21 protein-coding genes are annotated in these 22,411 nt (G+C 36.8%); 12 read left to right on the forward strand and 9 right to left on the reverse strand.

Going from position 1 to position 22,411, the window contains the following annotated elements; translation table 11 throughout:
• The 4 genes from EG346_RS22575 to EG346_RS22590 all read right to left on the reverse strand — a co-directional run bounded on the left by EG346_RS22575 (position 1) and on the right by EG346_RS22590 (position 5,223).
• Positions 1–1,893, reverse strand: coding sequence for a DUF3858 domain-containing protein (locus EG346_RS22575; RefSeq protein WP_123881870.1), 1,893 nt, complete (start codon positions 1,891–1,893; stop codon positions 1–3).
• A 263-nt stretch (positions 1,894–2,156) separates the two neighbouring features.
• Positions 2,157–2,537 carry a DUF5684 domain-containing protein gene (locus tag EG346_RS22580; protein WP_123881873.1) on the reverse strand — a complete coding sequence of 127 codons (381 nt, stop codon included), beginning with the start codon at positions 2,535–2,537 and terminating at the stop codon, positions 2,157–2,159.
• 112 nt (positions 2,538–2,649) lie between these two features.
• Positions 2,650–4,584 (reverse strand): DNA topoisomerase (ATP-hydrolyzing) subunit B, encoded by a 1,935-nt coding sequence (gyrB, locus tag EG346_RS22585; protein ID WP_073334979.1) that lies wholly within the window; start codon positions 4,582–4,584, stop codon positions 2,650–2,652.
• 207 nt (positions 4,585–4,791) lie between these two features.
• On the reverse strand, positions 4,792–5,223 hold the full coding sequence (locus EG346_RS22590) for a helix-turn-helix transcriptional regulator (protein WP_123881876.1): 432 nt from the start codon (positions 5,221–5,223) through the stop codon (positions 4,792–4,794).
• 258 nt (positions 5,224–5,481) lie between these two features.
• Between EG346_RS22590 and EG346_RS22595 the strand changes: the two genes are divergently transcribed.
• Positions 5,482–6,825: a cytochrome ubiquinol oxidase subunit I gene (locus tag EG346_RS22595; RefSeq protein ID WP_123882868.1), complete on the forward strand. Its 1,344-nt coding sequence runs from the start codon at positions 5,482–5,484 to the stop codon at positions 6,823–6,825.
• Positions 6,822–7,826 carry a cytochrome d ubiquinol oxidase subunit II gene (locus EG346_RS22600; protein WP_073334981.1) on the forward strand — a complete coding sequence of 335 codons (1,005 nt, stop codon included), beginning with the start codon at positions 6,822–6,824 and terminating at the stop codon, positions 7,824–7,826. Before EG346_RS22595 ends, EG346_RS22600 begins: the two co-directional genes overlap by 4 nt.
• A gap of 99 nt (positions 7,827–7,925) precedes the next feature.
• On the opposite strand, the gene EG346_RS22605 is transcribed toward EG346_RS22600, so the two are convergent.
• From EG346_RS22605 to EG346_RS22625, 5 genes are all read right to left on the reverse strand, one after another.
• Positions 7,926–9,392 (reverse strand): T9SS type A sorting domain-containing protein, encoded by a 1,467-nt coding sequence (locus EG346_RS22605; RefSeq protein WP_123881879.1) that lies wholly within the window; start codon positions 9,390–9,392, stop codon positions 7,926–7,928.
• A 107-nt stretch (positions 9,393–9,499) separates the two neighbouring features.
• Positions 9,500–11,197, reverse strand: a complete 1,698-nt coding sequence (gene lysS, locus EG346_RS22610; RefSeq protein ID WP_123881882.1) for a lysine--tRNA ligase — start codon at positions 11,195–11,197, stop codon at positions 9,500–9,502.
• Between the two features lie 218 nt (positions 11,198–11,415).
• Entirely contained in the window at positions 11,416–12,342 is a 927-nt protein-coding gene (rlmF, locus tag EG346_RS22615) for a 23S rRNA (adenine(1618)-N(6))-methyltransferase RlmF (RefSeq protein ID WP_123881885.1), read from the reverse strand.
• A 2-nt stretch (positions 12,343–12,344) separates the two neighbouring features.
• Positions 12,345–12,719 carry a c-type cytochrome gene (locus tag EG346_RS22620; protein ID WP_123881888.1) on the reverse strand — a complete coding sequence of 125 codons (375 nt, stop codon included), beginning with the start codon at positions 12,717–12,719 and terminating at the stop codon, positions 12,345–12,347.
• Positions 12,719–12,943, reverse strand: a complete 225-nt coding sequence (locus EG346_RS22625) for a hypothetical protein (protein ID WP_123881891.1) — start codon at positions 12,941–12,943, stop codon at positions 12,719–12,721. Before EG346_RS22625 ends, EG346_RS22620 begins: the two co-directional genes overlap by 1 nt.
• A 139-nt stretch (positions 12,944–13,082) precedes the next feature.
• Here EG346_RS22625 and EG346_RS22630 point away from each other — a divergent pair, with 139 nt between their 5' ends.
• From EG346_RS22630 to lipB, 10 genes are all read left to right on the forward strand, one after another.
• Positions 13,083–13,724: a hypothetical protein gene (locus EG346_RS22630; protein ID WP_123881894.1), complete on the forward strand. Its 642-nt coding sequence runs from the start codon at positions 13,083–13,085 to the stop codon at positions 13,722–13,724.
• 253 nt (positions 13,725–13,977) lie between these two features.
• Positions 13,978–15,402, forward strand: a complete 1,425-nt coding sequence (locus tag EG346_RS22635; protein ID WP_123881897.1) for an anthranilate synthase component I family protein — start codon at positions 13,978–13,980, stop codon at positions 15,400–15,402.
• 53 nt (positions 15,403–15,455) lie between these two features.
• Complete coding sequence (locus EG346_RS22640; protein ID WP_123881901.1) at positions 15,456–16,064, forward strand: anthranilate synthase component II; 609 nt, start codon at positions 15,456–15,458, stop codon at positions 16,062–16,064.
• Between the two features lie 132 nt (positions 16,065–16,196).
• The gene (trpD, locus tag EG346_RS22645) at positions 16,197–17,186 is read left to right on the forward strand and encodes an anthranilate phosphoribosyltransferase (protein WP_123881904.1); all 990 of its coding nucleotides are present in this window, start codon (positions 16,197–16,199) and stop codon (positions 17,184–17,186) included.
• Positions 17,187–17,259: 73 nt separating this feature from the next.
• Positions 17,260–18,039, forward strand: coding sequence for an indole-3-glycerol phosphate synthase TrpC (gene trpC / locus EG346_RS22650; protein ID WP_123881907.1), 780 nt, complete (start codon positions 17,260–17,262; stop codon positions 18,037–18,039).
• A gap of 18 nt (positions 18,040–18,057) precedes the next feature.
• Positions 18,058–18,741: a phosphoribosylanthranilate isomerase gene (locus EG346_RS22655; protein ID WP_123881910.1), complete on the forward strand. Its 684-nt coding sequence runs from the start codon at positions 18,058–18,060 to the stop codon at positions 18,739–18,741.
• Positions 18,742–18,913: 172 nt separating this feature from the next.
• A complete protein-coding gene (locus EG346_RS22660) occupies positions 18,914–19,438 on the forward strand; it encodes a hypothetical protein (RefSeq protein WP_123881913.1) in 525 nt (174 codons plus the stop codon).
• 116 nt (positions 19,439–19,554) lie between these two features.
• A complete protein-coding gene (trpB, locus tag EG346_RS22665; RefSeq protein ID WP_123881916.1) occupies positions 19,555–20,733 on the forward strand; it encodes a tryptophan synthase subunit beta in 1,179 nt (392 codons plus the stop codon).
• A gap of 92 nt (positions 20,734–20,825) precedes the next feature.
• Entirely contained in the window at positions 20,826–21,560 is a 735-nt protein-coding gene (gene trpA / locus EG346_RS22670) for a tryptophan synthase subunit alpha (RefSeq protein ID WP_073334993.1), read from the forward strand.
• 79 nt (positions 21,561–21,639) lie between these two features.
• Positions 21,640–22,368, forward strand: a complete 729-nt coding sequence (gene lipB / locus EG346_RS22675; protein WP_073334994.1) for a lipoyl(octanoyl) transferase LipB — start codon at positions 21,640–21,642, stop codon at positions 22,366–22,368.
• Positions 22,369–22,411: the final 43 nt, after the last annotated feature.

The raw sequence follows: 22,411 nt of genomic DNA on the forward strand, positions 1-22,411 counted from the left end.
TTAAATTTTAGTCAATAAGATTTTAGAGTTATCACCGTTTAAGGTCTTTTTTCTGAAGCTGACATAGTCGTTATACTTTTCTTTTGGAAATATTCCTTTGTTTACTTTAATGAATCGGGTTACTTTTAATGATTCTCCGTTTTTCAGAACAGTAAGCTTATAGGTTCCAAATTCAGAATTGACGGTCACATTTTCCGGAACCTCGTCAATTTTATAGTTCTTAGGAATGATAAAGTCGATTTCATATTCATCTTCAAAGGATTGCCCCACTTCAAAAGGCAACTCTCTGTTCTCATCTGATTTATAATAATTATTGGTAAAAATGGGAACCGCTCTAAAAATCAAATTCTCCCCTGTTGTTTTAGAATAATTATTAGCTTTAAAATCCATAGTGAATTTTACTACTGCATGGTCTTTATCGTTGACAAAGTCTTTCATTTCCACTTTTTCAAAATTCAGGACATCAAACCTCTTTTTCATTGCTTCAATTCTTTCTTTTGGCGACAGATAAGTATAAGGCAGATTATTATCGTACTGGCTTCCGGTGTAAGCAAACTGAATTTCTCCATTGATGCTGTTGTCTTCCGTAAGATTAATTTTTAAGATCTGTTTTTCTCTATTTTGCTCGGCTGTGTATGTTGGAGTATTGATAAGTTCAATTCCTTTTTTGGTTACAGCAAGAACATTTCTATCCGTAGTCGAGTAATCTAAATGGTTAAAGGCAGTCTGCTGTGACGTATTTTCCAGCCAGATATTTCCTTTTTCAGTGGGCACCATCAGAATCGCATGATTTCCTCCCATCGATGGAAAGTCCGGATCAAAGGAAATCTGGGATGAGCTTGAATTGATGACACAATAATGCGATGGAATTCCTGCCTCATTCAGCAAGGTTTTCATATAATTGGTCAGTCCTTTACAGTCTCCATACCCTTTTTTTTGTACTTCCTCAGGAAACATAGGAAGCCACCCTCCTATTCCCAGCCCTACAAATATATACCTGGTTTTCGACTGCATATACTGATATAGTTTCTTTACTTTATCCTCTGTTGACCCTGCGAGTTTCAAGGCAGCGACCTCAGCTTTAATTGCAGGAGTAGATGCAGAAACCGGCTCCACAAGATTAGTATAATACCAGGTTCCAAAATCTGTCCAGTTGTTCAGAGTTCCCTGCTTACCTTCCAGGTTGAATTTAGCCAGAGCAAAACTTACTTTCGGTAATATTTTTTCAGGCTTAGGTAGCATAAGGACATCATCAATAGCCGGAACATTCTTGTAGGAATAGGTCTTTTCATTCCCATTATCTGCAATAGAAACTGAGGTGTAATTATATTTTGACGGATAGGTTTTGGTTCTGAGGTCAATCCCGGATTTATTGATTATTTTAAACTGGGCTTCTTCCAAAGATTCGTTTGGAGAAGAAAAAGGCACAAAATCAGGAATGAAAATGGTATTCTCATCTGTTCTTTGGTAAGAAAAATCAACGGTGTACGGATAATAGGCGGAAGTATAAGACAATGCTAAAATCCTGTTATCTGAATAAAAAACGCCTTGAGCATTATTAGCAAAGTCTCCAAAATCAGATTTTGAAAAACTTTTTACTTTTTTCCCGGATTCATCATAAACAGTAACTTTCACATCAGAAATGTTATCTCCTTTTTTGTAGGGGATATAAATGAGTGCTTTAGAATCACCATCTTTATTTAAAACTGTCGTTACTGTATTATATTGGTATTTAATTTCATCGATTTTATTGATTAGAACTGTTGTAAAGTCCTTTCTGATGACCACGTCAGCATTTTTCTTTAAGTTTTCAGGGATGGCCGAAACCGGATAGGTTTGTGCGAAATATATAGAGGCAGTAGACAGAGCACCTATAACTAAAATTTTCATCATGGTTATTAAAATTGAGCAAAAATAATAAAATCTTAATAAATGTTAATTTTTTATTTTAATATAAATACTTATGACACAGAAAAAGCTTCACCAATAAAATATTTTTATATTACATTTTCACTATAATATCTCTCTAAATAAGGATTTTTTGTAATTTTTTCATAAAATTCATTTTTCAGAATTACGATATTAATTATTTTCAACTACAGAGTAAAACACAAAAAAAGACTCCATTGCTGAAGTCTTGTATTATTTTTTATTACTTACTGATCATTTGGGATTCTGCTACTATCGTATTTATCATTACTGAAAGCAAGAACCGGGACGAAAATAAAGCCGAAGAAAAACAAAAGAATGGTATAAACCGGGGTATCTTTTCCAAAAGCTTTTGCTAATCTGTCATTAACCACCCATGAGGCATAAAGGTTAACGAAAGGGATTAGGAATAAGATGAACCACCAGATCGGCTTTTTAACAATATCCAGCAGTACAATGATATTATAGATCGGAACAATAGCTGCCCATGCATCTTCTCTTCCCGCTTTCTGAAATATTTTATACATACAGTATCCATAAAATAAATAGATGAGCAATCCGAAGATCATAGAGCCCATTCCCAGTCTTGCAGCAGCGGCACCGGACATTGCATCAACCCCTTCATAAGGGGCTGTTTGTAATATTTTTTATTGGTTTGCACCAAATATAAAAAAAGCTTCTAATAAATAGAAGCTTTTCTCAATATATTTTTAATAACAATTATGCATCAATCTTAGCATATTTTGCATTTTTCTCGATAAACTCTCTCCTTGGTGGAACCTCATCTCCCATCAACATTGAGAATATACTGTCCGCCTCTACGGCATTGTCAATCGTTACCTGTTTCAGGATTCTGTGTTCAGGATTTAGAGTTGTTTCCCAAAGCTGTTCAGGATTCATTTCCCCAAGACCCTTATAACGCTGAACCTCTACTCCTTTTCCGTCCGGAGCCATTTCTAAAGTAAATTCTTCACGCTCTTTTTCGTTATAAGCATATACTTTTTTGTTTCCTTTCTTCAATAGATATAAAGGAGGTTGAGCAATATAGATATATCCGTTCTCAATAAGTTCTTTCATAAATCTGAAGAAGAACGTAAGAATCAGAGTCGAAATGTGAGATCCGTCAATATCGGCATCGGTCATGATCACTACTTTATGATATCTCAGTTTAGCCATATTCAGGGCCTTACTGTCTTCTTCAGTTCCTACAGAAACTCCAAGAGCGGTGTAGATATTTTTAATTTCCTCGTTGTCATATACTTTATGAAGCATTGATTTTTCAACGTTCAGAATTTTACCTCTCAATGGTAAAATAGCCTGGAAATGTCTGTCTCTACCCTGCTTAGCCGTACCACCTGCGGAATCTCCCTCTACCAAGAACAATTCAGATTCTGCCGGATCTTTGGATGAACAGTCAGATAGTTTCCCCGGAAGTCCGGAACCTCCCATTGGAGATTTTCTCTGAACCATTTCACGGGCTTTCTTCGCTGCCTGTCTTGCTTTTGCTGCTAAAACTACTTTTTGAACAATAATTTTCGCTTCATTAGGGTTTTCTTCTAAGAAATTAGAAAGCATTTCCCCTACAATTTTATCTACAGCCCCTGAAACTTCAGAGTTTCCTAATTTGGTCTTGGTCTGTCCTTCAAATTGAGGCTCCATTACTTTTACAGAAATCACAGCTGTTAATCCTTCACGGAAGTCATCTCCTGTAATTTCTACCTTTTCTTTTTGTGGAATTCCTAAATCATCAGCATACTTTTTCAATGTTCTTGTCAAAGCACGTCTGAAACCCGCAAGGTGAGTTCCCCCTTCATGCGTGTTGATATTGTTTACATAAGAGTGAAGGTTCTCGCTGAATGACGTGTTGTAACGCATGGCAACTTCTACCGGAATATCATCTCTTTCTGCTTCCATGAAGATTACATTCTCCATGATCGATTCTCTGTTTCCGTCGATAAATTCAACAAATTCCTTCAAACCACCTTCAGAATGGAAAACTTCCGTTGGGAATGATCCGTCATCGTTAGGTGTTCTTTCATCAATTAGCGTAATCGTAATTCCTTTGTTAAGGAAAGCCAGTTCACGTAGTCTTGTAGCCAGGGTATCATAGTTATAAACCGTTTCCTGAAAGATGGTAGCATCCGGCTGAAAGAAAACTTCTGTTCCTCTTTCGTCGGTAGTTCCAATTTCCGCAACATCTGCAAGGGCTTTACCTTCTGAATATTTTTGTTGATATAATTTACCGTTAAGGCTTACTGTAGCCACCAATAAAGTGGAAAGCGCGTTCACACACGATACCCCCACTCCGTGAAGACCTCCGGATACTTTGTAAGAATCTTTATCAAATTTTCCTCCTGCTCCAATTTTAGTCATGACAACCTCTAGAGCCGATTTTTGTTCTTTTTCGTGAAAATCTACAGGAATCCCTCTACCGTTATCTTTTACAGAGATGCTTTCTCCTTCGTGGATGGTTACCAGAATGGTATCGCAATACCCTGCCAAAGCCTCATCAATAGAGTTATCTACTACTTCATAAACCAAATGATGAAGACCTCTTACTCCTACATCTCCAATGTACATTGATGGTCTTAGTCGAACGTGTTCCATCCCTTCTAAGGCTTGGATACTACTAGCTGTATATTGTTTTTGACTCATATAAAATTAATAAATTTTGCCTAATGCAAAGACCTACAAATATCGTGATTTTTTTCGACTTATGAAAGTTAAAATATGTCAAAAAAGGATTGTTTTCAATATAAAAAAGCAGACCTTGGCCTGCTCTATTTTTGATGGTTCCTGTACCAACGAACTTTATGTTTTTCAGGATCAATTTTTTATCATTTTAAATGATCATCGTGACCTTTACTTCTTTTCGATCAATTTTTCAAGTCTCCCGAACATATCATCCTTCTCCTTCAGCATTCTTTCGTACAAAGCAATTTTTTCATCATATAATTCCACAATTTTATCAATAGGATTGAATGTAGGTTGAAAATTAAAAAAAGCTGGTTGCTGACAATTATCAAAAGAGGCTGTATTTGAAATTATACTGATTGCTTGCTCTTCATCAAAATTCTCAATAGCTTCAGCAGGAACTTTGAGAATACCCGCAACTTTTGCTACAATATCGGCTTCTACAGTTTCCTTCTGCTCAAGGAGTGAAATCATCTTCTGGTTCCAGTCCTCCCCCAGTTCAAAAGCCAGTGCTTCCTGCTTAATGCCGAGCATTTCTCTGAAACGCTTGATATTTCTCCCCTGATGTATTTTTTTATTTTGCATATCTGTGTCAATCATAATAACAAATATAAAGTTTTAGGGCAGAAAAATAAAACTCCTCTTCAAAATAAATTATATTCTAAAACATCCTTTATTTTAAGTAAAATATCCTTTGCAGCAAGACATTAAAAATAATCCATTTCAAAGTAGAAATAAAGAACTTCTAACACACAAAAAGGTTTAAAGTTATGATCTATTTCTTAAACGTCAACTGTATTAAATCATATTATACATCCGTATTTTATGCTTAAATTTATTTACTCAAAAGTTGATAATATGGATGATTTTATTGCAGCCCGCGCGCAGATGGCCCTGTCGCTGGGCTTTCATATCATTTTCGCCTGTGTGGGAATGGTAATGCCGTTCTTAATGGCCTTTGCCCACTGGAAATATCTTAAAACCAATAATGAAGTATATAAAGGCCTTACTAAGGCATGGAGTAAAGGCGTAGCGATCCTCTTTGCTACCGGTGCGGTTTCAGGAACGATGCTTTCGTTCGAACTTGGGCTTCTGTGGCCGGGATTTATGAAACATGCAGGACCGATCTTCGGAATGCCGTTTTCTTTAGAGGGAACTGCATTTTTTATTGAAGCGATTGCCATCGGGTTCTTTTTATACGGTTGGGATAAATTTAATAAATGGTTCCATTGGTTCTGCGGATTTCTTGTGGGATTAAGCGGCCTGGCTTCGGGTATTCTCGTGGTAGCTGCCAATGCGTGGATGAATTCACCTGCAGGATTTGATTATATCAACGGACAATATGTTAATATAGATCCTATTAAAGCAATGTTCAACGATGCCTGGTTTCCTCAGGCGCTTCATATGACGGTGGCGGCATTCTGCGCTACAGGATTTGTTGTTGCAGGGGTTCACGCTTTTTTAATCATGAAGAAAAAGAATGTGGAATTCCATACGAAAGCGTTCAGGATTGCGGCCGGATTTGCCTTAATCGGGGCGTTTGGAGCGCCTTTAAGTGGTGATGTGGCTGCAAAATCTGTTGCTGAGAGACAGCCGATTAAACTTGCCGCAATGGAAGCCCACTTTGAAACGGAGAAAGGAGCACCTTTTATTATCGGAGGGATTCCTGATCAGGAAAAAGGAGAAGTGAAATATGCCATTAAAATTCCAAAAGTATTAAGCTTTTTAGTGAGCAACGATTTCAATCATGAAGTCAAGGGATTAAATGATTTCCCAAGAGACGAATGGCCTCCGGTAGCGGTTGTTCATTATGCTTTCCAGATCATGATCTTCTTCGGGGTTGTGATGATCTGTATTGGAAGTATCTATCTCTATTCTTTCTTCTTCAAAAAGGAATGGCTGAATAAAAACTGGCTTTTAAAAACTTTTCTGATTGCAACGCCTTTTGGATATATTGCCCTGGAAGCAGGATGGACGGTGACCGAGGTGGGAAGACAACCATGGATCATCTATGGAGTCATGAGAACAATTGATGCGGTGACGCCTATGCCAGGAATTCAGTACTCTTTTTACTTTTTCACCGCTATTTTCGTGTCATTATCACTGATTATTATCTTTCTTCTAAGGAGACAGATTCAGATGGTACCGAAACTTTACGATCCTACAGACGCTCAGTTTAACGATAAAAACAAAAAATCATGATCTACGTTGTTATAGGTTTTCTATGGCTTTCTATCTGCCTGTATATCATTCTGGGCGGCGCTGATTTCGGAGCCGGAATAGTAGAACTTTTCACGCATAAAAAAGCGCGTCACAAAACCCAGGAGCTTATGTATGAATCGATAGCGCCTGTATGGGAAGCTAATCATATGTGGCTGATTATTGCGATCGTAATTCTTTTTGTGGGATTTCCGGAGATCTACACAACAATGTCCACCTACCTTCACATTCCCTTGGTGTTGATGCTTTTAGGCATTATTGCCAGAGGAACCGCATTTACCTTCAGGCATTATGATGCCGTAAAAGATAATATGCAGGTCGTGTACACACAGATATTTTACTACGCAAGCCTGCTTACTCCATTTTTCTTAGGATTGATTGCAGCCGCTACGGTTTCTCATTCCATCAATCCTGATGCTGTAGGATTTGTAGACTTATATATTTTCAGCTGGTTAAACTGGTTTGGTGTTTCGGTTGGACTGTTTACTGTGGCGTTATGCGCTTACCTTGCCTCTATCTTTTCATTAAGAGAAACCCGTGACAAAGCTGACCTTACATTGATGATCAAAAAATCGAGACAGACAATGGTTTTTGTAGTGATCACAGGGGTGCTGGTATTTTTTACAGCTTATATCTCCGACATTCCTCTTGTGATGTGGGTATTTTCCAAACCATTAGGGGTCATGGCAATCTCTTTTGCTACCGTAGCTTTAGCCTTGATTCTTCGCGCCCTCCATCAGCGAAAACTTCTTCCTGTAAGAGCACTGGCAGGCTTTCAGATGGTAATGATCCTGGTTGCCGCTACCTATCAACATAATCCTGATATTATTTTATTAGGAAATGGACAACATCTTTCATTACTAGAACATAGGGCGCCACCAAAAACAATTGATGCATTAGGATGGGCATTAATGCTTGGTTCTCTGTTTATTCTGCCGTTTTTGTTTTATCTGATGGCTTCGTTTAGCAGGCAGAGAAAATGAGTATTTGATACCGTAAGATATAAACGATCCAATTATAAAAAATAAACCAATACAGAATGATTCTGTATTGGTTTATTTTTTACAGCTATGTCCTATTGCCTAATTTTTAATTCCTTTTTTAGAAACTACTTTGTTGGATTCCATGGTAATTTTAATCATGTAAACACCCCTTTCTAAAGCAGAAGTATCTAATGTAGAATTTTTACCTTCCAAAACCAGACGTCCAGTTTCGTCGTAAATCTCTATAGATTTTATTTTTTCTTTCGAGGTGAAATTAAGTTCGTTTTGGAAAGGGTTGATAAACTGAAGCGATTCTTTTGTTTCTATATTTTCTGAAGTAGAAAGCGTTGCATTGGAAATGATATATCTAGAAATCTTGTTCTCAGCAAAGGCATATAAATAATTATCTTTAACTTTTAAAACCAAATTTTTATAAAAATTATTAGTATTATAAAAAATTTGAAATATATGGTGAAGATTATTATTAATTGTAGTTGGATTCCCTGAATAATCGTAACTCATAAGTTCAAATTTTTGATCTCCAGTTGCATTATCAAAACTAGAAAAAAGTATAAAAATATAATTTTCATATAATATAGGATCATTTACTGTAACTATATAATCGTCTCCATTAAATGTATGAAAAGAAGGATAATTTATTACTCCATTTACACCAAAACTAGTATCCAAAATACCAGCAGCGTTGGTACGAGTAAGCTGTCCAGCCATTCCAACTCCACTCATTGTACCGTCGGTATTATGTATAAATAAGGCATTACTTTGAGGCACGTATGCACTTCCAAGAGAATAAATGGGAGAGGTTAAAGTGCCATAAAAATATGAATTCCCATTTTGCCCATAAGACAAGTCTAAATTACCTGTCGTGACATTTATTTTTCTAATGTATGCAGGTAGATTATCAACATCTAACACAACTTCATACAAAAAATTTTGATCAAAATATTTAAGACCACCAGGTTTGTCTAAAGTGAACTCTAATGATGGATCAAGAGCTACAACTCCATTATTTCCATAAGTTGTATCTGGAGCTCCTGTTGATAAATATTTTTTTATATTTTGCGGATTTCTTGCAATTATTTTACCATCTGGAAGAACTATTTTATAGTGCGATAAATCATTGTTAGCTAAAGGAGTATTAACATTTCCAAATCCTGTATCTTGCAATCCGTTAGAAAAATATTTTTCTCCGGAATCTAAGTAAAATTTATTCGTGTCTGCATAGAAGTTATTAGAATTATAATTTGTTGTTGGGACGGTAACCTCTCCGTTAGTTCCAAATGTTGCATCTAAGCTCCCATTATGGTTAAGTCTGTAAAATTTTCGACCAACCAAACTTCCAGAAGCATCATAAATTGGTTGATTAACAAACAGTTTATTACCTTGAAATATAGGCGCATTGTAATGAGACAAATGGTAACTGGAAATATCGGTTGTTCCTAATTGTACAGTCCCGTTATTTCCGAAACTTACATCTTTTGTAAGAGTAATTTGTGCGGAACATAATGCACAAAAAAAGGCGAAGCCTGTTGTAATAATTTTTTTCATCAAAATTTGTGTTTTTTATTGAATGTAAATATAGATTAATTCTTTATGTTGGGAACAAAAAAAAGCTAACTTACGTTCACTTTTCTAAACTTAAAATATTTTTTATTTTAAGCCAGTTTAATCATAAGGACATCCTCAATCTTATCCACTTTTACCAAATTATTTTTAGTCAAAGTCTTTGATGCTTTATCCCATTTTTTACCGGATAACTGGCTTCTTTCTTTTACTTCAGCTAATGTAAATGGCTCTTCCTGAGAATTAAGGATCTCAAGGATTACTTTTTCATCTTCACCCAATTCAATCTGAGGAACCGTTTTTTCCGGTCTCATCTGAGGGAAGAATAAAACTTCCTGGATCGATGCATTGTTTGTAAGGAACATGATCAGTCTGTCCATCCCGATTCCTAATCCGGAAGTTGGAGGCATACCGTATTCCAATGCTCTTAAGAAATCCTGGTCGATGAACATTGCTTCGTCATCTCCTCTTTCAGATAAAGCCATTTGGGATTCAAAACGTTCTCTCTGATCAATAGGGTCATTTAACTCGGAATATGCGTTGGCAATCTCCTTTCCGCAAACCATTAATTCAAAACGCTCTGTTAAGCCTTCCTTGCTCCTGTGTTTCTTTGTCAATGGAGACATTTCGATCGGATAATCTGTAATGAATGTCGGCTGGATGAAGTTTCCTTCACACTTTTCACCGAAGATCTCATCAATTAATTTTCCTTTCCCCATCGTTTCATTGACGTCAATTCCGATAGATTTAGCAAAATCAAACAGTTCCTGTTCAGTTTTACCCGTGATATCGAAACCTGTATATTTTTGAATGGCTTCTGTCATGGAAACTCTTGGATAAGGCGCTTTCCAGTTGATGGTATGTTCTCCAAAAGTAGATTCTGAACTTCCATTCACCTGATTCGCACAGAATTCAAGAAGTTTTTCCGTGAAATCCATCATCCAGTTGTAGTCTTTGTACGCTACATAAATCTCCATCGCAGTAAATTCAGGATTGTGGGTTCTGTCCATCCCTTCATTTCTGAAGTTTTTAGAGAACTCATAAACTCCGTCAAAACCTCCAACGATCAGTCTTTTCAGATATAGTTCGTTAGCGATTCTTAAATATAATGGAATATCTAAAGCATTATGGTGTGTGATAAACGGTTTTGCTGCCGCTCCTCCTGGAATCGACTGCAAAATAGGGGTTTCTACCTCAAAATATCCCGCGTCATTGAAGAAAGTTCTCATCGCATTGAACATTTTTGTTCTTTTTACGAAGATCTCTTTCACCTGCGGATTCACCGTTAAATCTACATAACGCTGTCTGTATCTCAGTTCAGGATCTGTAAATCCGTCGTGTACTACTCCATTTTCATCAGTTTTAGCCTGAGGAAGCGGACGAAGCGCTTTAGTAAGAAGCGTAAAGTTCTTTACTAAAATCGTCATCTCTCCTACCTGAGTAGTGAATAAAGTTCCTTCAATACCAATAATATCCCCGATGTCCAAAAGGTGCTTATACACTTCATTGTACAATTCTTTATCATCACCAGGACAGATCTCGTCTCTATTGAAATAAACCTGGATCTTACCCTTAGAGTCCTGCAATTCAGCAAAAGAAGCCTTTCCCTGAATTCTGCGGGACATCAATCTACCAGCGATCTTCACCTGTTTATTCTCAGAAAAATCCTGTTTTATAGATTCTGTAGTATCTGTAATGGTATACTCTTCCGCAGGGAATGCGTTAATTCCCATTTCAGTAAGCTTATTCAGCTTTTCTCTTCTAATGATTTCTTGTTCTGATAATTGCATTTCTTATTTTTCTAAAAGCGTACAAATTTAGGCATTTTTGGTGATTTGTCAATGATGATTTGTGAATTTGCTTCGCAGTGAATGGTTTAGCGGATATTACTACCGGATGAAACGTGAATTGGGAATTTGCTATGCGGTCTATTTCTTAGCAGGTTAAAAGTGAATGGTCAATTGTGAATATGCTTCGCCGTGATTTTTTTTTAATTCATCATTGAATTTTAAAGCCAATCTTTCAGGTCCCGTTGAGGAATAAACGACCATGCCAGCATTCTGCTTACTTTTTGGCCCTGAGCCATATCAATGGTTTTGATCTCTAAGGCTTTGACTTTCTTTAAAAGTGTGGTGAGTTTGTATAGGTTATCTTTTTTAGATACTAAACAGGTAAACCAAAGGACCTGTGAGGAATACTGAGCACTTTCCTGAATCATTTTAGAGATAAAAGCAATTTCACCGCCTTCACACCATAATTCAGACTGTTGCCCGCCAAAATTAAGTAAAGGCTTTTTAGCCTTTGATTTATTAATATTCTTTGTCTTTCTAAGGTTTCCTTTCAGAGCAGATTCTTCGGAATCATGGAAAGGAGGATTACACATTGAAAAGGCAAAACGGTCTCCATCCTCAATAATATTTTTGAAGATATGATTGGGATCAGGCTGCTGTTTTAATTGAATAAAAGGCAATAAATCCGTATTGTGATCTAAAATACGTTGTGCATTTTCCAATGAGTTCTGATTAATATCTGTTCCCAGCATTTTCCAGCCATAAGATCTTTGAGCCAGTAAAGGATATACAAGATTTGCCCCTGTTCCGATATCCAAACCTGATATACAAGCTCCGGTAGGGATTTTATTCTGATGTTCTGTTAAAAGATCTGCAATATAGTGCACATAATCTGCGCGTCCCGGAATAGGAGGACAAAGATTGGCTTCGGGGATATCCCAGTTTTTAATGTTATAAAAATGTAAGAGTAATGCATGATTAAGAAGCTTAACCGCTTTCGGAAGGCTAAAATTAATGGTAGCCGTTTGGTAAGCATTAACAAAAACATAGTGTTTCAGTTCTGGCACACAAGAAATAAGCTGATCAAAATCATAGGGATTGCGATGCAGATTTCTTGTGTGCAGACTTGATTTTTCAGTAGTCATATTTATTTTTTCTGACTCAAAATATATTCTACCATTTTTTTAGCATCTTCTTTAGACACCTGTGGATGGGCAGCCATCGGAACACCTCCCCAAACTCCGCTTCCGCCTTCTATAATCTTCGAGGCCAGCATTTCAATATCCTTATCAGAATATTTTTCTGCAATCTCTTTGTAAGAAGGTCCTATCATTCTCTCATTGACAGCATGGCATCCTGAACAGTCTAATGTTTCAATGATCTGATCACCTGAAAGATTAGTCTTTACCGGCTCCGAAACAGCGGATGTTTCAGAGGGTACATCTTGTGCCTCCGTATTTTCTTTTTTAGAACAGGAAAGGATTAACAATCCCATAGCTCCTGCCAAAAGGAGTTTTTTCATTATTTTTTTGCTGCAGTAGAATCTGTTTTAGCCGCTTCAGGAGTAGCTGGTGCAGGAGTTGTTGCAGCAGCCGGAGCAGCTTTCTTCGCTGTTGAGTCTACTACAGTGGTAGTTTCAGGCTCTTCAAGCATCGTGTTGCTGTCCTGTAATGTTTGATCTGGTTTCTTAGAACAGTTTACGACTAATAAACTTCCAATGAATGCAATTGCTAATACTTTTCTCATTATTTTTTCTATAAAATTTAGACAAAAATATAAAAAATAAGCTTTTAAACTCATGACAAATGTTCCCATTACTGATATTTTTCCGAAAAATTAATGATTAGATAATGATTATGTGCATCAATAATTTTAAATTTAAGCTATGATATTGATCTCTAAAATTCTGTTTTTCACCAGCCATCACGGTTTTTACACGGTGATCTTATTGTTTATATTTTTCGGGCTGCTTTCTTTTGTCACCAAAAAAGCATGGTTTCTTGCTCCTATCATCCCTTTAGCTATTCTGAATGGTTTTGCAGGACAATACCTTAACGCTTGGTTTTTAAACAAATACGGCGTTGAAAGTACCGCTATTATCACTTCTGATGTAGAAACAAATTCCACATTGAATGACATGTATATTCATGATTATGAAGCCATTGTAAAGAAACAGGATGGAAAATACACGACAACTTTTTTTTCCACTACTACTGCGACGATTTACCCTATCAGAAATTCAATCAGAATCCCTAGTCAAAAGGATCTTCCTGTAAAATATATTCCCGGATATGAAAAAAACATAGTCATGCTTTATGACCAATCTATAGAGGGGAAAATTTTATTAGAATATGAAAAACTAGCTCCAGTGAATTCTGCAAAAATTAAGTATGAAGCAGATCGCAAGAATAAAGAATTTACTGAAGAATATATTGCCGCCCTTGAAGATTATGTAAAAAACTATGACAATGAACAGTACAAAGTAAAAATTAAAGAATTAAAAGCAGAGCTGAAACACCTTAAATAAAGGATTTTCGTTTTAAGTTTTTTAATTTTCTATATTTTTCTTGTTTTAATAATAAAAAAATTTCTACATTTGTCCCATGTTTAATATGAGCAACAATATTTGGTGGTGGCTTTCAAACTCTTCGTCGGGTCTGGAGGTATTGTCATGTTGCTAAAGATAGAGCAGAATAATTAAAATACACAATATATAGGCTTTGACGGATTCCGTTGAAGCCTTTTTTTTATTTAATCCAAAACAAAAAAATACAAGTAAGATGTCCATTCAAAAAATTAAAATAAAGACAGATTCTAAAAAAACATTGGGAGACCTTTATACTCCGATGAATATCTATCTTCAGATCAGAGACAGATTCCGGGATACAATCCTTCTGGAAAGTTCAGATTCTAAAAATATTGACAATAACTTTTCATTTATTGCCGTGAATGCCGTTGCAGGAATTGAAGTGAAGAACCTTAGCGAGTTTGAAATCAAGCTCCCGGGTTCAGATCCTGTGAAACAACTGATCGGAGAACGTAATATTGCTGATATTTTTGATGATTTCCAAAGTGTTTTCGAATGTGAAACCACTCACGATCCTATTGAACAGACGGCTCAGAGCCTTTTTGGATACACTAGTTTTGAAGCGGTACAGTTCTTTGAAAGCATCCATTTAAAACCACAGAGTCCTGAAGTAGAAATTCCTATTCTCCGTTACAGATTATACCAATATGTTATTGCTATTAATCATTACAATGATGAAATGCATATTATTGAAAATCAAATCCCCGGTTTAAAGTCCGAACTTTATCTGCTTGAAAATCTGATCAGAAATCAAAACACTCCGGTCTACCCTTTCGAGAAAACCGGCGATGAAACTTCTAATCTTACAGATGAAGAATATATTGAGCTGGTAAAAACTGCTCAGAAACACTGTATGCGGGGTGATGTTTTCCAACTGGTCCTAAGCAGACGATTTGAACAGAAATTCAAAGGAGACGAATTCAATGTGTACCGCGCGCTTAGAAATATCAATCCTTCCCCTTATCTTTTCTTTTTTGATTATGGGAACTACAAATTATTCGGATCAAGTCCTGAAAGCCAGTTAATTATTAAAGATCATAAAGCAATCATCCACCCTATTGCAGGAACATTCAAGAGAACCGGGCATCTGGAAACTGACCTTGAATCGATTGAAGCATTAAAAAATGATCCAAAAGAAAATGCGGAACACACGATGTTGGTAGACCTTGCCAGAAATGATCTTGGAAAATTAGGCAAAAATGTAACCGTTACCAAACTTAAAGAGATCCAACTCTTTTCCCACGTCATTCATATGGTAAGTGAAGTGACCGCTGACCTTCCGGAAAACATCAATCCTCTTGACATGGTGTCTGCAACTTTCCCTCAGGGAACTCTAAGCGGTGCACCTAAGCACAAAGCTCTTCAACTTATCGATCAATATGAAAAAGATTCCCGCGGGTATTATGGCGGATGTATCGGGATGATCGGATTAAACGGAACGTGCAACCAGGCGATTATGATCCGTACCTTTCTAAGCAGAAACAATACCCTTTATTATCAGGCGGGAGCAGGATTAGTGGCAAAATCTATCCCTGAAAATGAATTACAGGAAGTGAATAACAAATTGAATGCACTGAAAAAAGCGGTAGACAAAGCAGGCAAAATAGTGATGAGTTAAAAGTAATAACTGATCAATTAACAATTACTATCCAACAATTAAAAAAACAAAAAATGAGCAACAATATAAACCAACCATCAACATCTATTCAACTTAAAGTTCTGGTCTTTGATAACTACGACAGCTTTACATATAATCTGGTTCAAATCATTGAAAGAATTTTAAATCAAAAAGTAGATGTCGTAAGAAATGATCAGATCACGTTGGAAGAGATCGGGAAATATGACAAAATTATCCTTTCTCCAGGTCCTGGAATTCCAGAAGAAGCTGGAATATTACTGGAACTGATTAAAGAATATGCTCCTACTAAAAGTATTCTGGGCGTATGTCTCGGACAACAGGCTATTGCAGAAGCTTTCGGAGGAAACCTGATCAATCTTTCAGAAATTTTCCATGGTGTAGCCACTTCTGCTGAATTGATTAAAGAAAACACTAAAATTTTCAAAAATCTGACTTCAGGAATGCAAGTAGGAAGATATCACAGCTGGGCAGTTAATCCGGAAGGTTTCCCGGAAGAGCTTGAAATCACAGCGGTGGATAAGGACGGAATGATCATGGCCCTGCAACACAAAACTTATGATGTACACGGAGTTCAGTTTCACCCGGAAAGCATTTTAACTCCTGATGGAGAAGTGATTATCAGAAATTTTTTGCTTAATTAAAATAAAGCTGGCAAGCGAAAGATTAAGAGAAACTCAATTTCAGTTCAGCACCGAAGCTTTAATTCAATTTGTTGACCATCAGTTATGAAACCAATAGAAAACGATTACCCGACAACCATAAAAACGCCACAAATGAAAGAAATACTACAATACCTGTTCAATCACCACACTTTGTCCAAATCTGAGGCAAAAGCAACGATGATCGAGATTGCTCAGAATAAATTTAATACCGCCGAGGTTACTGCTTTCATCAGTGTCTTTCTGATGCGGAATATTACTTTAAAAGAATTGGAAGGCTTCAGGGAAGCTCTATTACAGATGGCGGTTCCTGTACATCTTAACTCTGAAGATACCTTGGATATTGTTGGTACCGGAGGGGATGGGAAAAACACCATCAATATCTCAACACTGGCAAGCTTTGTAGTTGCCGGAGCTGGTCAGAAAGTTGCCAAACACGGAAATTACGGAGCATCTGCTACTACAGGATCATCAAATGTCATGGAAGAACTGGGATATCAGTTCAAAAATAATTCAGACCAATTGAATGAGGATCTTGAGAAAGCCAACATCTGTTTTCTGCATGCTCCCTATTTTCATCCTGCCCTTCAGTCTGTGGGTGCCTTAAGGAAGGCTTTGGGGTTGAGAACATTTTTCAATCTTCTGGGCCCATTGGTAAATCCTGCCAAACCAAAATATTCGGTCATAGGAGTCTATAACATGGAAATTGCAAGGATCTATCAATACCTTCTGCAAAAAGAAGAACGGGAGTTTATTCTGGTTCATGGTTTGGACGGATATGATGAAATAAGCCTTACTCAGGACAGCAAGATCATTACGAAAATCGGGGAAGAGATTTATTCAGCAGAAGATCTTGGATTTGACTCTGTAAATCCGGAAAGTATACTAGGAGGCGAAACCCCGCAGGAGTCTGCAAAAATATTCAGAAATATTCTCGAAGGAAATGGCTCATTACAGCAAAATTCTGTGGTTCTTGCCAATTCCTCAACAGCTCTGTTCCATACCAAAAAATTCGGAAGCTACGAAGATTGTGTTTTAGCAGCCAAAGAAAGTCTTGAGAGTGGAAAAGCATTAAGAAGCCTTGAATCATTAATAAACAGTTGATATTGTAATCTTTAAACTATTTCCCGACACCTCTGATTTCTAACGTCTACAATCTAACTTCTAGTTTAAAAAAATGACAATACTTGATACAATTATTAAAAGAAAAAGAGAAGAGATTGCAATTTCAAAAGCAGAAATTTCAATTGAAAATCTAAAAAATTCTGAGTTTTTTGGAAGAAAAAGTTTTTCTCTGAAAGAATCTCTAAAAAATAAAAGCGGAATTATTGCTGAGTTTAAAAGACAATCTCCTTCAAAAGGGATTATCAATGATCGGGCTCAGCCTTTGGAAGTGACTTCTGCCTACGAAAATTTTGGGGCATCAGGAATTTCAATCCTTACCGACCGTGATTTTTTTGGAGGAAGTTTTGATGATATTCTGAATGTAAGAAAGCACATCAATATTCCGATTCTTAGAAAAGATTTTATGGTAGATGAATACCAGTTTTATGAAGCTAAAAGTATAGGTGCAGATGCTGTTTTACTGATTGCAGCCTGCCTTTCTCCGGATCAGGTTCAGGAATTCACAGAATTGGCGCATGATTTGGATATGGAGGTTCTGCTGGAAATCCATACAGAAGAAGAACTGAAGCATTTCAATACTAGAATTGACCTTGTAGGGATTAATAATAGAAATTTAAAAGATTTCAAAGTTGATCTTCAGCATTCGGTTCTTTTAAAAGACCAGCTTCCAAAAGAGGTTTTATCTGTAGCAGAAAGCGGCATTTATCATATCGATGATTTTAAATATTTAAAGGAAAAAGGATTTGACGGATTTCTGATGGGAGAATATTTTATGAAGAATGAAAATCCTGCAGACAAATTCGCTGAATTTATTTCCAATGTAGCAATGTAACAGTTTATCAATCTAGCAATGAATAGAAATCAGCAGCCAAAAATAAAAGTTTGTGGATTGACTCAATTAAATCAAATTCATGAATTGATTTCCATGGAAACGGATTTTCTTGGTTTCATCTTCTATGAAAAATCACCAAGATACGTTCTGGACAGATTGAGTTTAGAGGAAATTTTGAAGATCGGTCATCCGGGAAAAACAGGGGTTTTTGTCAATGACGGAATTGAGAAGATTACGGATATCACAGAAAAGGCGGGATTGAAATTAATTCAGTTACATGGCGATGAAAGTGAAGATTTTCTGATTGAATTAAAACAAAAACTGCAGCCGGACGTTACTCTTATAAAGGTGATCAGAATTGGGAACAATGACGATGAAACCCGGGAGAAAATAAAATGCACGCTCAATTCTTACCGTTCATTGGTCAATTATTTCCTCTTCGACACAGACGGAAAAGCATTTGGAGGAACCGGAAAACAGTTCGACTGGACCTTATTGAATGAATTCAAAATCCCACTTCCCTATTTTCTGAGCGGTGGAATTTCAGAGGAAAACATTGAAAATATCTGTCTTTTGAACCAACAGCCATTTGCTATCGATATCAACTCAAAATTTGAGCTGAAACCAGGAGATAAAGACCTTGAAAAAATAAAAAAATTCATTTCGAAAGAGTCCCAAAGGGACGATTTAACAAAAAATTGAACGCAGTCCCATTAAAAAACAAAAACACAAAAAAAAAACATGATGTTGAATATAATGAAAAATAGATCTGGGACTGAATTTGATGCAGAATGATAAGAATAAGGATAAAATCCTTTACTGAAGGTTAGATCGTCCCTTTGGGACTCTCTTAAAAAAAATTACACATATAAAGATGATGAACATCCATCTGTTAAAAAAAACATTTTATAAAACCTTATTTCCGCCCAAGTTTGGAAATAAAAAAATCCAGTCGCTGTATAATTTTGTTTCTCAAAATGACAGTGATACGGAATACTGGACTCTGGACGGACCGCTAAAGGAATTCATTGGAATCATCAAAAGCTTTGATGAAAATGATATTCAGTATTTCTTTGAAAGGATCAATCTCTGGAACAGCTATTATCTGGTCATTATTTCTGACAAATTTTTGGACAGTCATGTGCGAGAGCATGTTAAATATGATCTTGGAAAGATTTATGCTAAGATATTTTTGCTTTATGAAGTTTCAGATCCTTATTTTTTAATTGACAATCTGGAAATTGCTGTTACCATGTATGACTCGAAAATAGATACGGCGACATTAATTGATCTGATCAGTAAAATTGAATTCATGCATCATAAAAAACTGATCACAAGACAGCAACGAAATTATAATATTCAATTTATCAGCAGTCTGACCGATGAAATATCAAATTAAAAAAACAGATGAACTGACAGATCACGAAACAGAACATATTCTAAACCTTTGGGAAGTACAAAGAACCCTTCCCATTTTTTGAAAAAAAAGCTTATTTAATTAATAAAGAATAAAAAATGAATTATAAAAACCCTGATGAACACGGATATTACGGTGAATTCGGAGGCGCTTTTATCCCTGAAATGCTTTATCCCAATGTAGATGAACTGCAGAAAAACTATCTTCAGATCATAGAATCTGAAGAGTTTCAGAATGAGTATCAGGACCTGCTTAAAAACTATGTAGGACGTGCTACCCCGCTTTACTTTGCAAGGAATTTAAGTCAAAAGTACAATACTCAGATTTATTTAAAAAGAGAAGACCTCAACCATACCGGAGCCCATAAAATCAATAACGCTTTGGGGCAGGTGCTATTGGCCAAACGTCTCGGCAAGACAAGAATTATTGCAGAAACAGGAGCCGGACAACATGGTGTAGCCACTGCTACAGCCTGCGCATTACTGGGGCTGGAATGCATTGTTTACATGGGTGAAATAGACATTCAGCGACAGGCGCCGAATGTAGCAAGAATGAAAATGCTTGGCGCAGAAGTGATTCCTGCTACCTCAGGTTCCAAAACTTTAAAAGATGCAGTAAACGAAGCGCTTAGAGACTGGATCAATAATCCTGTAACGACGCATTACGTCATCGGAAGTGTGGTGGGGCCTCATCCTTTTCCTGATTTGGTAGCCAGATTTCAAAGCATCATCTCAAAGGAGATCAGAGAACAATTGAAAGAGAAAATAGGGAGAGAAAATCCTGATTATGTTATTGCCTGTGTGGGAGGAGGAAGTAATGCTGCAGGAACTTTTTACCATTTCGTAGAAGAAAAAGACGTGAAAATAATTGCAGCAGAAGCCGGTGGACTGGGGGTTAATTCCGGAAAATCCGCAGCTACAACCTTCCTTGGTACTTTAGGCGTTCTGCATGGAAGCAAAAGTCTTGTGATGCAAACCGGAGACGGACAGGTGATTGAACCCCACTCTATTTCGGCAGGACTTGATTATCCTGGAATCGGGCCATTTCATGCGCATTTATTTAAGGAAAAAAGAGCTGAATTTTTCAGTATTAATGATGAGGAAGCCTTACAATCTGCTTTTGAATTAACGAAACTGGAAGGAATTATTCCAGCGCTGGAAAGTTCTCACGCCCTGGCAGTTTTAGATAAAAAGAGATTCAATGAAAATGATATTGTCGTGATCTGCCTGAGCGGACGTGGAGATAAGGATATGGAAACGTATTTGAAGAATCTGTAAAATGTCGGATGTAAAATGTACCATGTATCTCTACCTATTACTTTGTACATTATACTTTGTACTTTTGACTCTATACATTAATACAATAAAAAATGAAAAAACTCAACATATACTTCACAGCAGGAATTCCGCAACTGGAAGATACCGCTGATATTATACAACTGATCCAGCAATCCGGTGCCGATATGATGGAAATCGGAATGCCTTACTCAGATCCCGTAGCAGATGGTCCGGTGATCCAGCAGGCTCATGAACAGGCTTTACAAAACGGAATGACGATTGAAAAACTTTTTTCCCAGCTGAAAACCGTTAAAGACAAAATACAGATTCCCATAATTCTGATGGGATATATCAATCCTGTGCTCAGTTTCGGATTTGAAGAATTTTGCCGTGAATGTTCGGAAAGTGGAGTTTCAGGACTGATCATTCCGGATCTTCCTCCAATTGAATTTGAAAGCAATTATCAGCCGATTTTAAAAAAGTATAACCTTAATTTTACGTTTCTGGTGACCCCTGAAACTTCAGATGAAAGAATTCTGTATCTGGATTCTTTAAGTTCCGGATTTTTGTATGCGGTAAGTTCTTCATCCACCACAGGAAATGAAAATGCCGTTCTTAAAAATGAAAACTACCTGTCAAGACTTGCTTCCCTTCCTGTTAAGAATCCTGTGATGATTGGTTTTGGAATTAAATCAAAAGAAGATTTTGAGAATGTTACCGAAAAAGCAGACGGAGGAATTATAGGAACAGCCTTCGTTCATACGCTGTTAAACCATAAAGACTGGAAGAATGCTGCCATAGATTTTATCCATTCTATAAAAGCTTAAAATTCACTAAATTTGTATGTCCAAAAAATGGCAGGAAATGGCAATTCCATTGGTCCATTAAGAAAACAGACAGCAACGTATGAATACAAATCAAAATAAATCGGTAGAATTTGAAGATCTGGGTATCAAAGAATATCAGCCCGCCTGGGATTATCAGGAGAGTCTGATGAAAAATATCATTGATACTAAAATAAAAAACCGTGATTTACCTGCAGAAGAGCATATCACAACGCCTAATCATTTTTTGTTGGTAGAACATCCTCATGTTTATACCTTAGGAAAAAGCGGTCACGAAGAAAATATGCTTGCCGGGATTGACAAACTGAAAGAGATTGATGCTACTTTCGTGAAAGTTAACCGTGGTGGTGATATCACGTATCATGGTTTCGGACAGATTGTGGGCTACCCTATTCTGGACCTTGAAAACTTTTTTACGGATATTCATTTGTATATGAGAAATCTGGAAGAAGTGATCATCAGAGCGATTGGTGATTTTGGTCTTAAAGGGGAACGTTCACCGGGAGAAACCGGAGTATGGCTGGATGTGGGAAAACCTTACGCCAGAAAAATCTGTGCGATGGGGGTAAAAGCTTCACGATGGGTAACTCTTCATGGTTTCGCTTTGAATGTGAATACCGATATGCGATATTTTGAATACATTATTCCTTGCGGGATCAAAGACAAACAGGTGACTTCTGTAAAAAGAGAACTTGAAAGAGAACTGACCACCGGGGAAGTGGAAGATCTTAAAGCAAATATCAGAAGGCATTTTGCAGATGTTTTCGGAGCTGAGCTTATTCAGAAATAAGTACCTCCACAATAGAAATAAAGACCGGCCGTGATTCTACAGT

Origin of the sequence: Chryseobacterium carnipullorum (assembly GCF_003815695.1) — a bacterium.
In the GTDB taxonomy this organism is placed as follows: domain Bacteria; phylum Bacteroidota; class Bacteroidia; order Flavobacteriales; family Weeksellaceae; genus Chryseobacterium; species Chryseobacterium carnipullorum.

Coding starts and splice junctions, on each gene's coding strand:
- EG346_RS22630 (WP_123881894.1), top strand. CDS start 13,083: ATGATATTGATCTCTAAAATTCTGTTTTTCACCAGCCATCACGGTTTT.
- trpA (WP_073334993.1), top strand. CDS start 20,826: ATGAAAAAACTCAACATATACTTCACAGCAGGAATTCCGCAACTGGAA.
- EG346_RS22660 (WP_123881913.1), top strand. CDS start 18,914: ATGATGAACATCCATCTGTTAAAAAAAACATTTTATAAAACCTTATTT.
- rlmF (WP_123881885.1), bottom strand. CDS start 12,342: ATGACTACTGAAAAATCAAGTCTGCACACAAGAAATCTGCATCGCAAT.
- trpB (WP_123881916.1), top strand. CDS start 19,555: ATGAATTATAAAAACCCTGATGAACACGGATATTACGGTGAATTCGGA.
- EG346_RS22635 (WP_123881897.1), top strand. CDS start 13,978: ATGTCCATTCAAAAAATTAAAATAAAGACAGATTCTAAAAAAACATTG.
- EG346_RS22655 (WP_123881910.1), top strand. CDS start 18,058: ATGAATAGAAATCAGCAGCCAAAAATAAAAGTTTGTGGATTGACTCAA.
- gyrB (WP_073334979.1), bottom strand. CDS start 4,584: ATGAGTCAAAAACAATATACAGCTAGTAGTATCCAAGCCTTAGAAGGG.
- lysS (WP_123881882.1), bottom strand. CDS start 11,197: ATGCAATTATCAGAACAAGAAATCATTAGAAGAGAAAAGCTGAATAAG.
- EG346_RS22580 (WP_123881873.1), bottom strand. CDS start 2,537: ATGTCCGGTGCCGCTGCTGCAAGACTGGGAATGGGCTCTATGATCTTC.
- EG346_RS22600 (WP_073334981.1), top strand. CDS start 6,822: ATGATCTACGTTGTTATAGGTTTTCTATGGCTTTCTATCTGCCTGTAT.
- EG346_RS22605 (WP_123881879.1), bottom strand. CDS start 9,392: ATGAAAAAAATTATTACAACAGGCTTCGCCTTTTTTTGTGCATTATGT.
- EG346_RS22620 (WP_123881888.1), bottom strand. CDS start 12,719: ATGAAAAAACTCCTTTTGGCAGGAGCTATGGGATTGTTAATCCTTTCC.
- EG346_RS22590 (WP_123881876.1), bottom strand. CDS start 5,223: ATGATTGACACAGATATGCAAAATAAAAAAATACATCAGGGGAGAAAT.
- EG346_RS22640 (WP_123881901.1), top strand. CDS start 15,456: ATGAGCAACAATATAAACCAACCATCAACATCTATTCAACTTAAAGTT.
- lipB (WP_073334994.1), top strand. CDS start 21,640: ATGAATACAAATCAAAATAAATCGGTAGAATTTGAAGATCTGGGTATC.
- trpD (WP_123881904.1), top strand. CDS start 16,197: ATGAAAGAAATACTACAATACCTGTTCAATCACCACACTTTGTCCAAA.
- trpC (WP_123881907.1), top strand. CDS start 17,260: ATGACAATACTTGATACAATTATTAAAAGAAAAAGAGAAGAGATTGCA.
- EG346_RS22575 (WP_123881870.1), bottom strand. CDS start 1,893: ATGATGAAAATTTTAGTTATAGGTGCTCTGTCTACTGCCTCTATATAT.
- EG346_RS22595 (WP_123882868.1), top strand. CDS start 5,482: ATGGATGATTTTATTGCAGCCCGCGCGCAGATGGCCCTGTCGCTGGGC.
- EG346_RS22625 (WP_123881891.1), bottom strand. CDS start 12,943: ATGAGAAAAGTATTAGCAATTGCATTCATTGGAAGTTTATTAGTCGTA.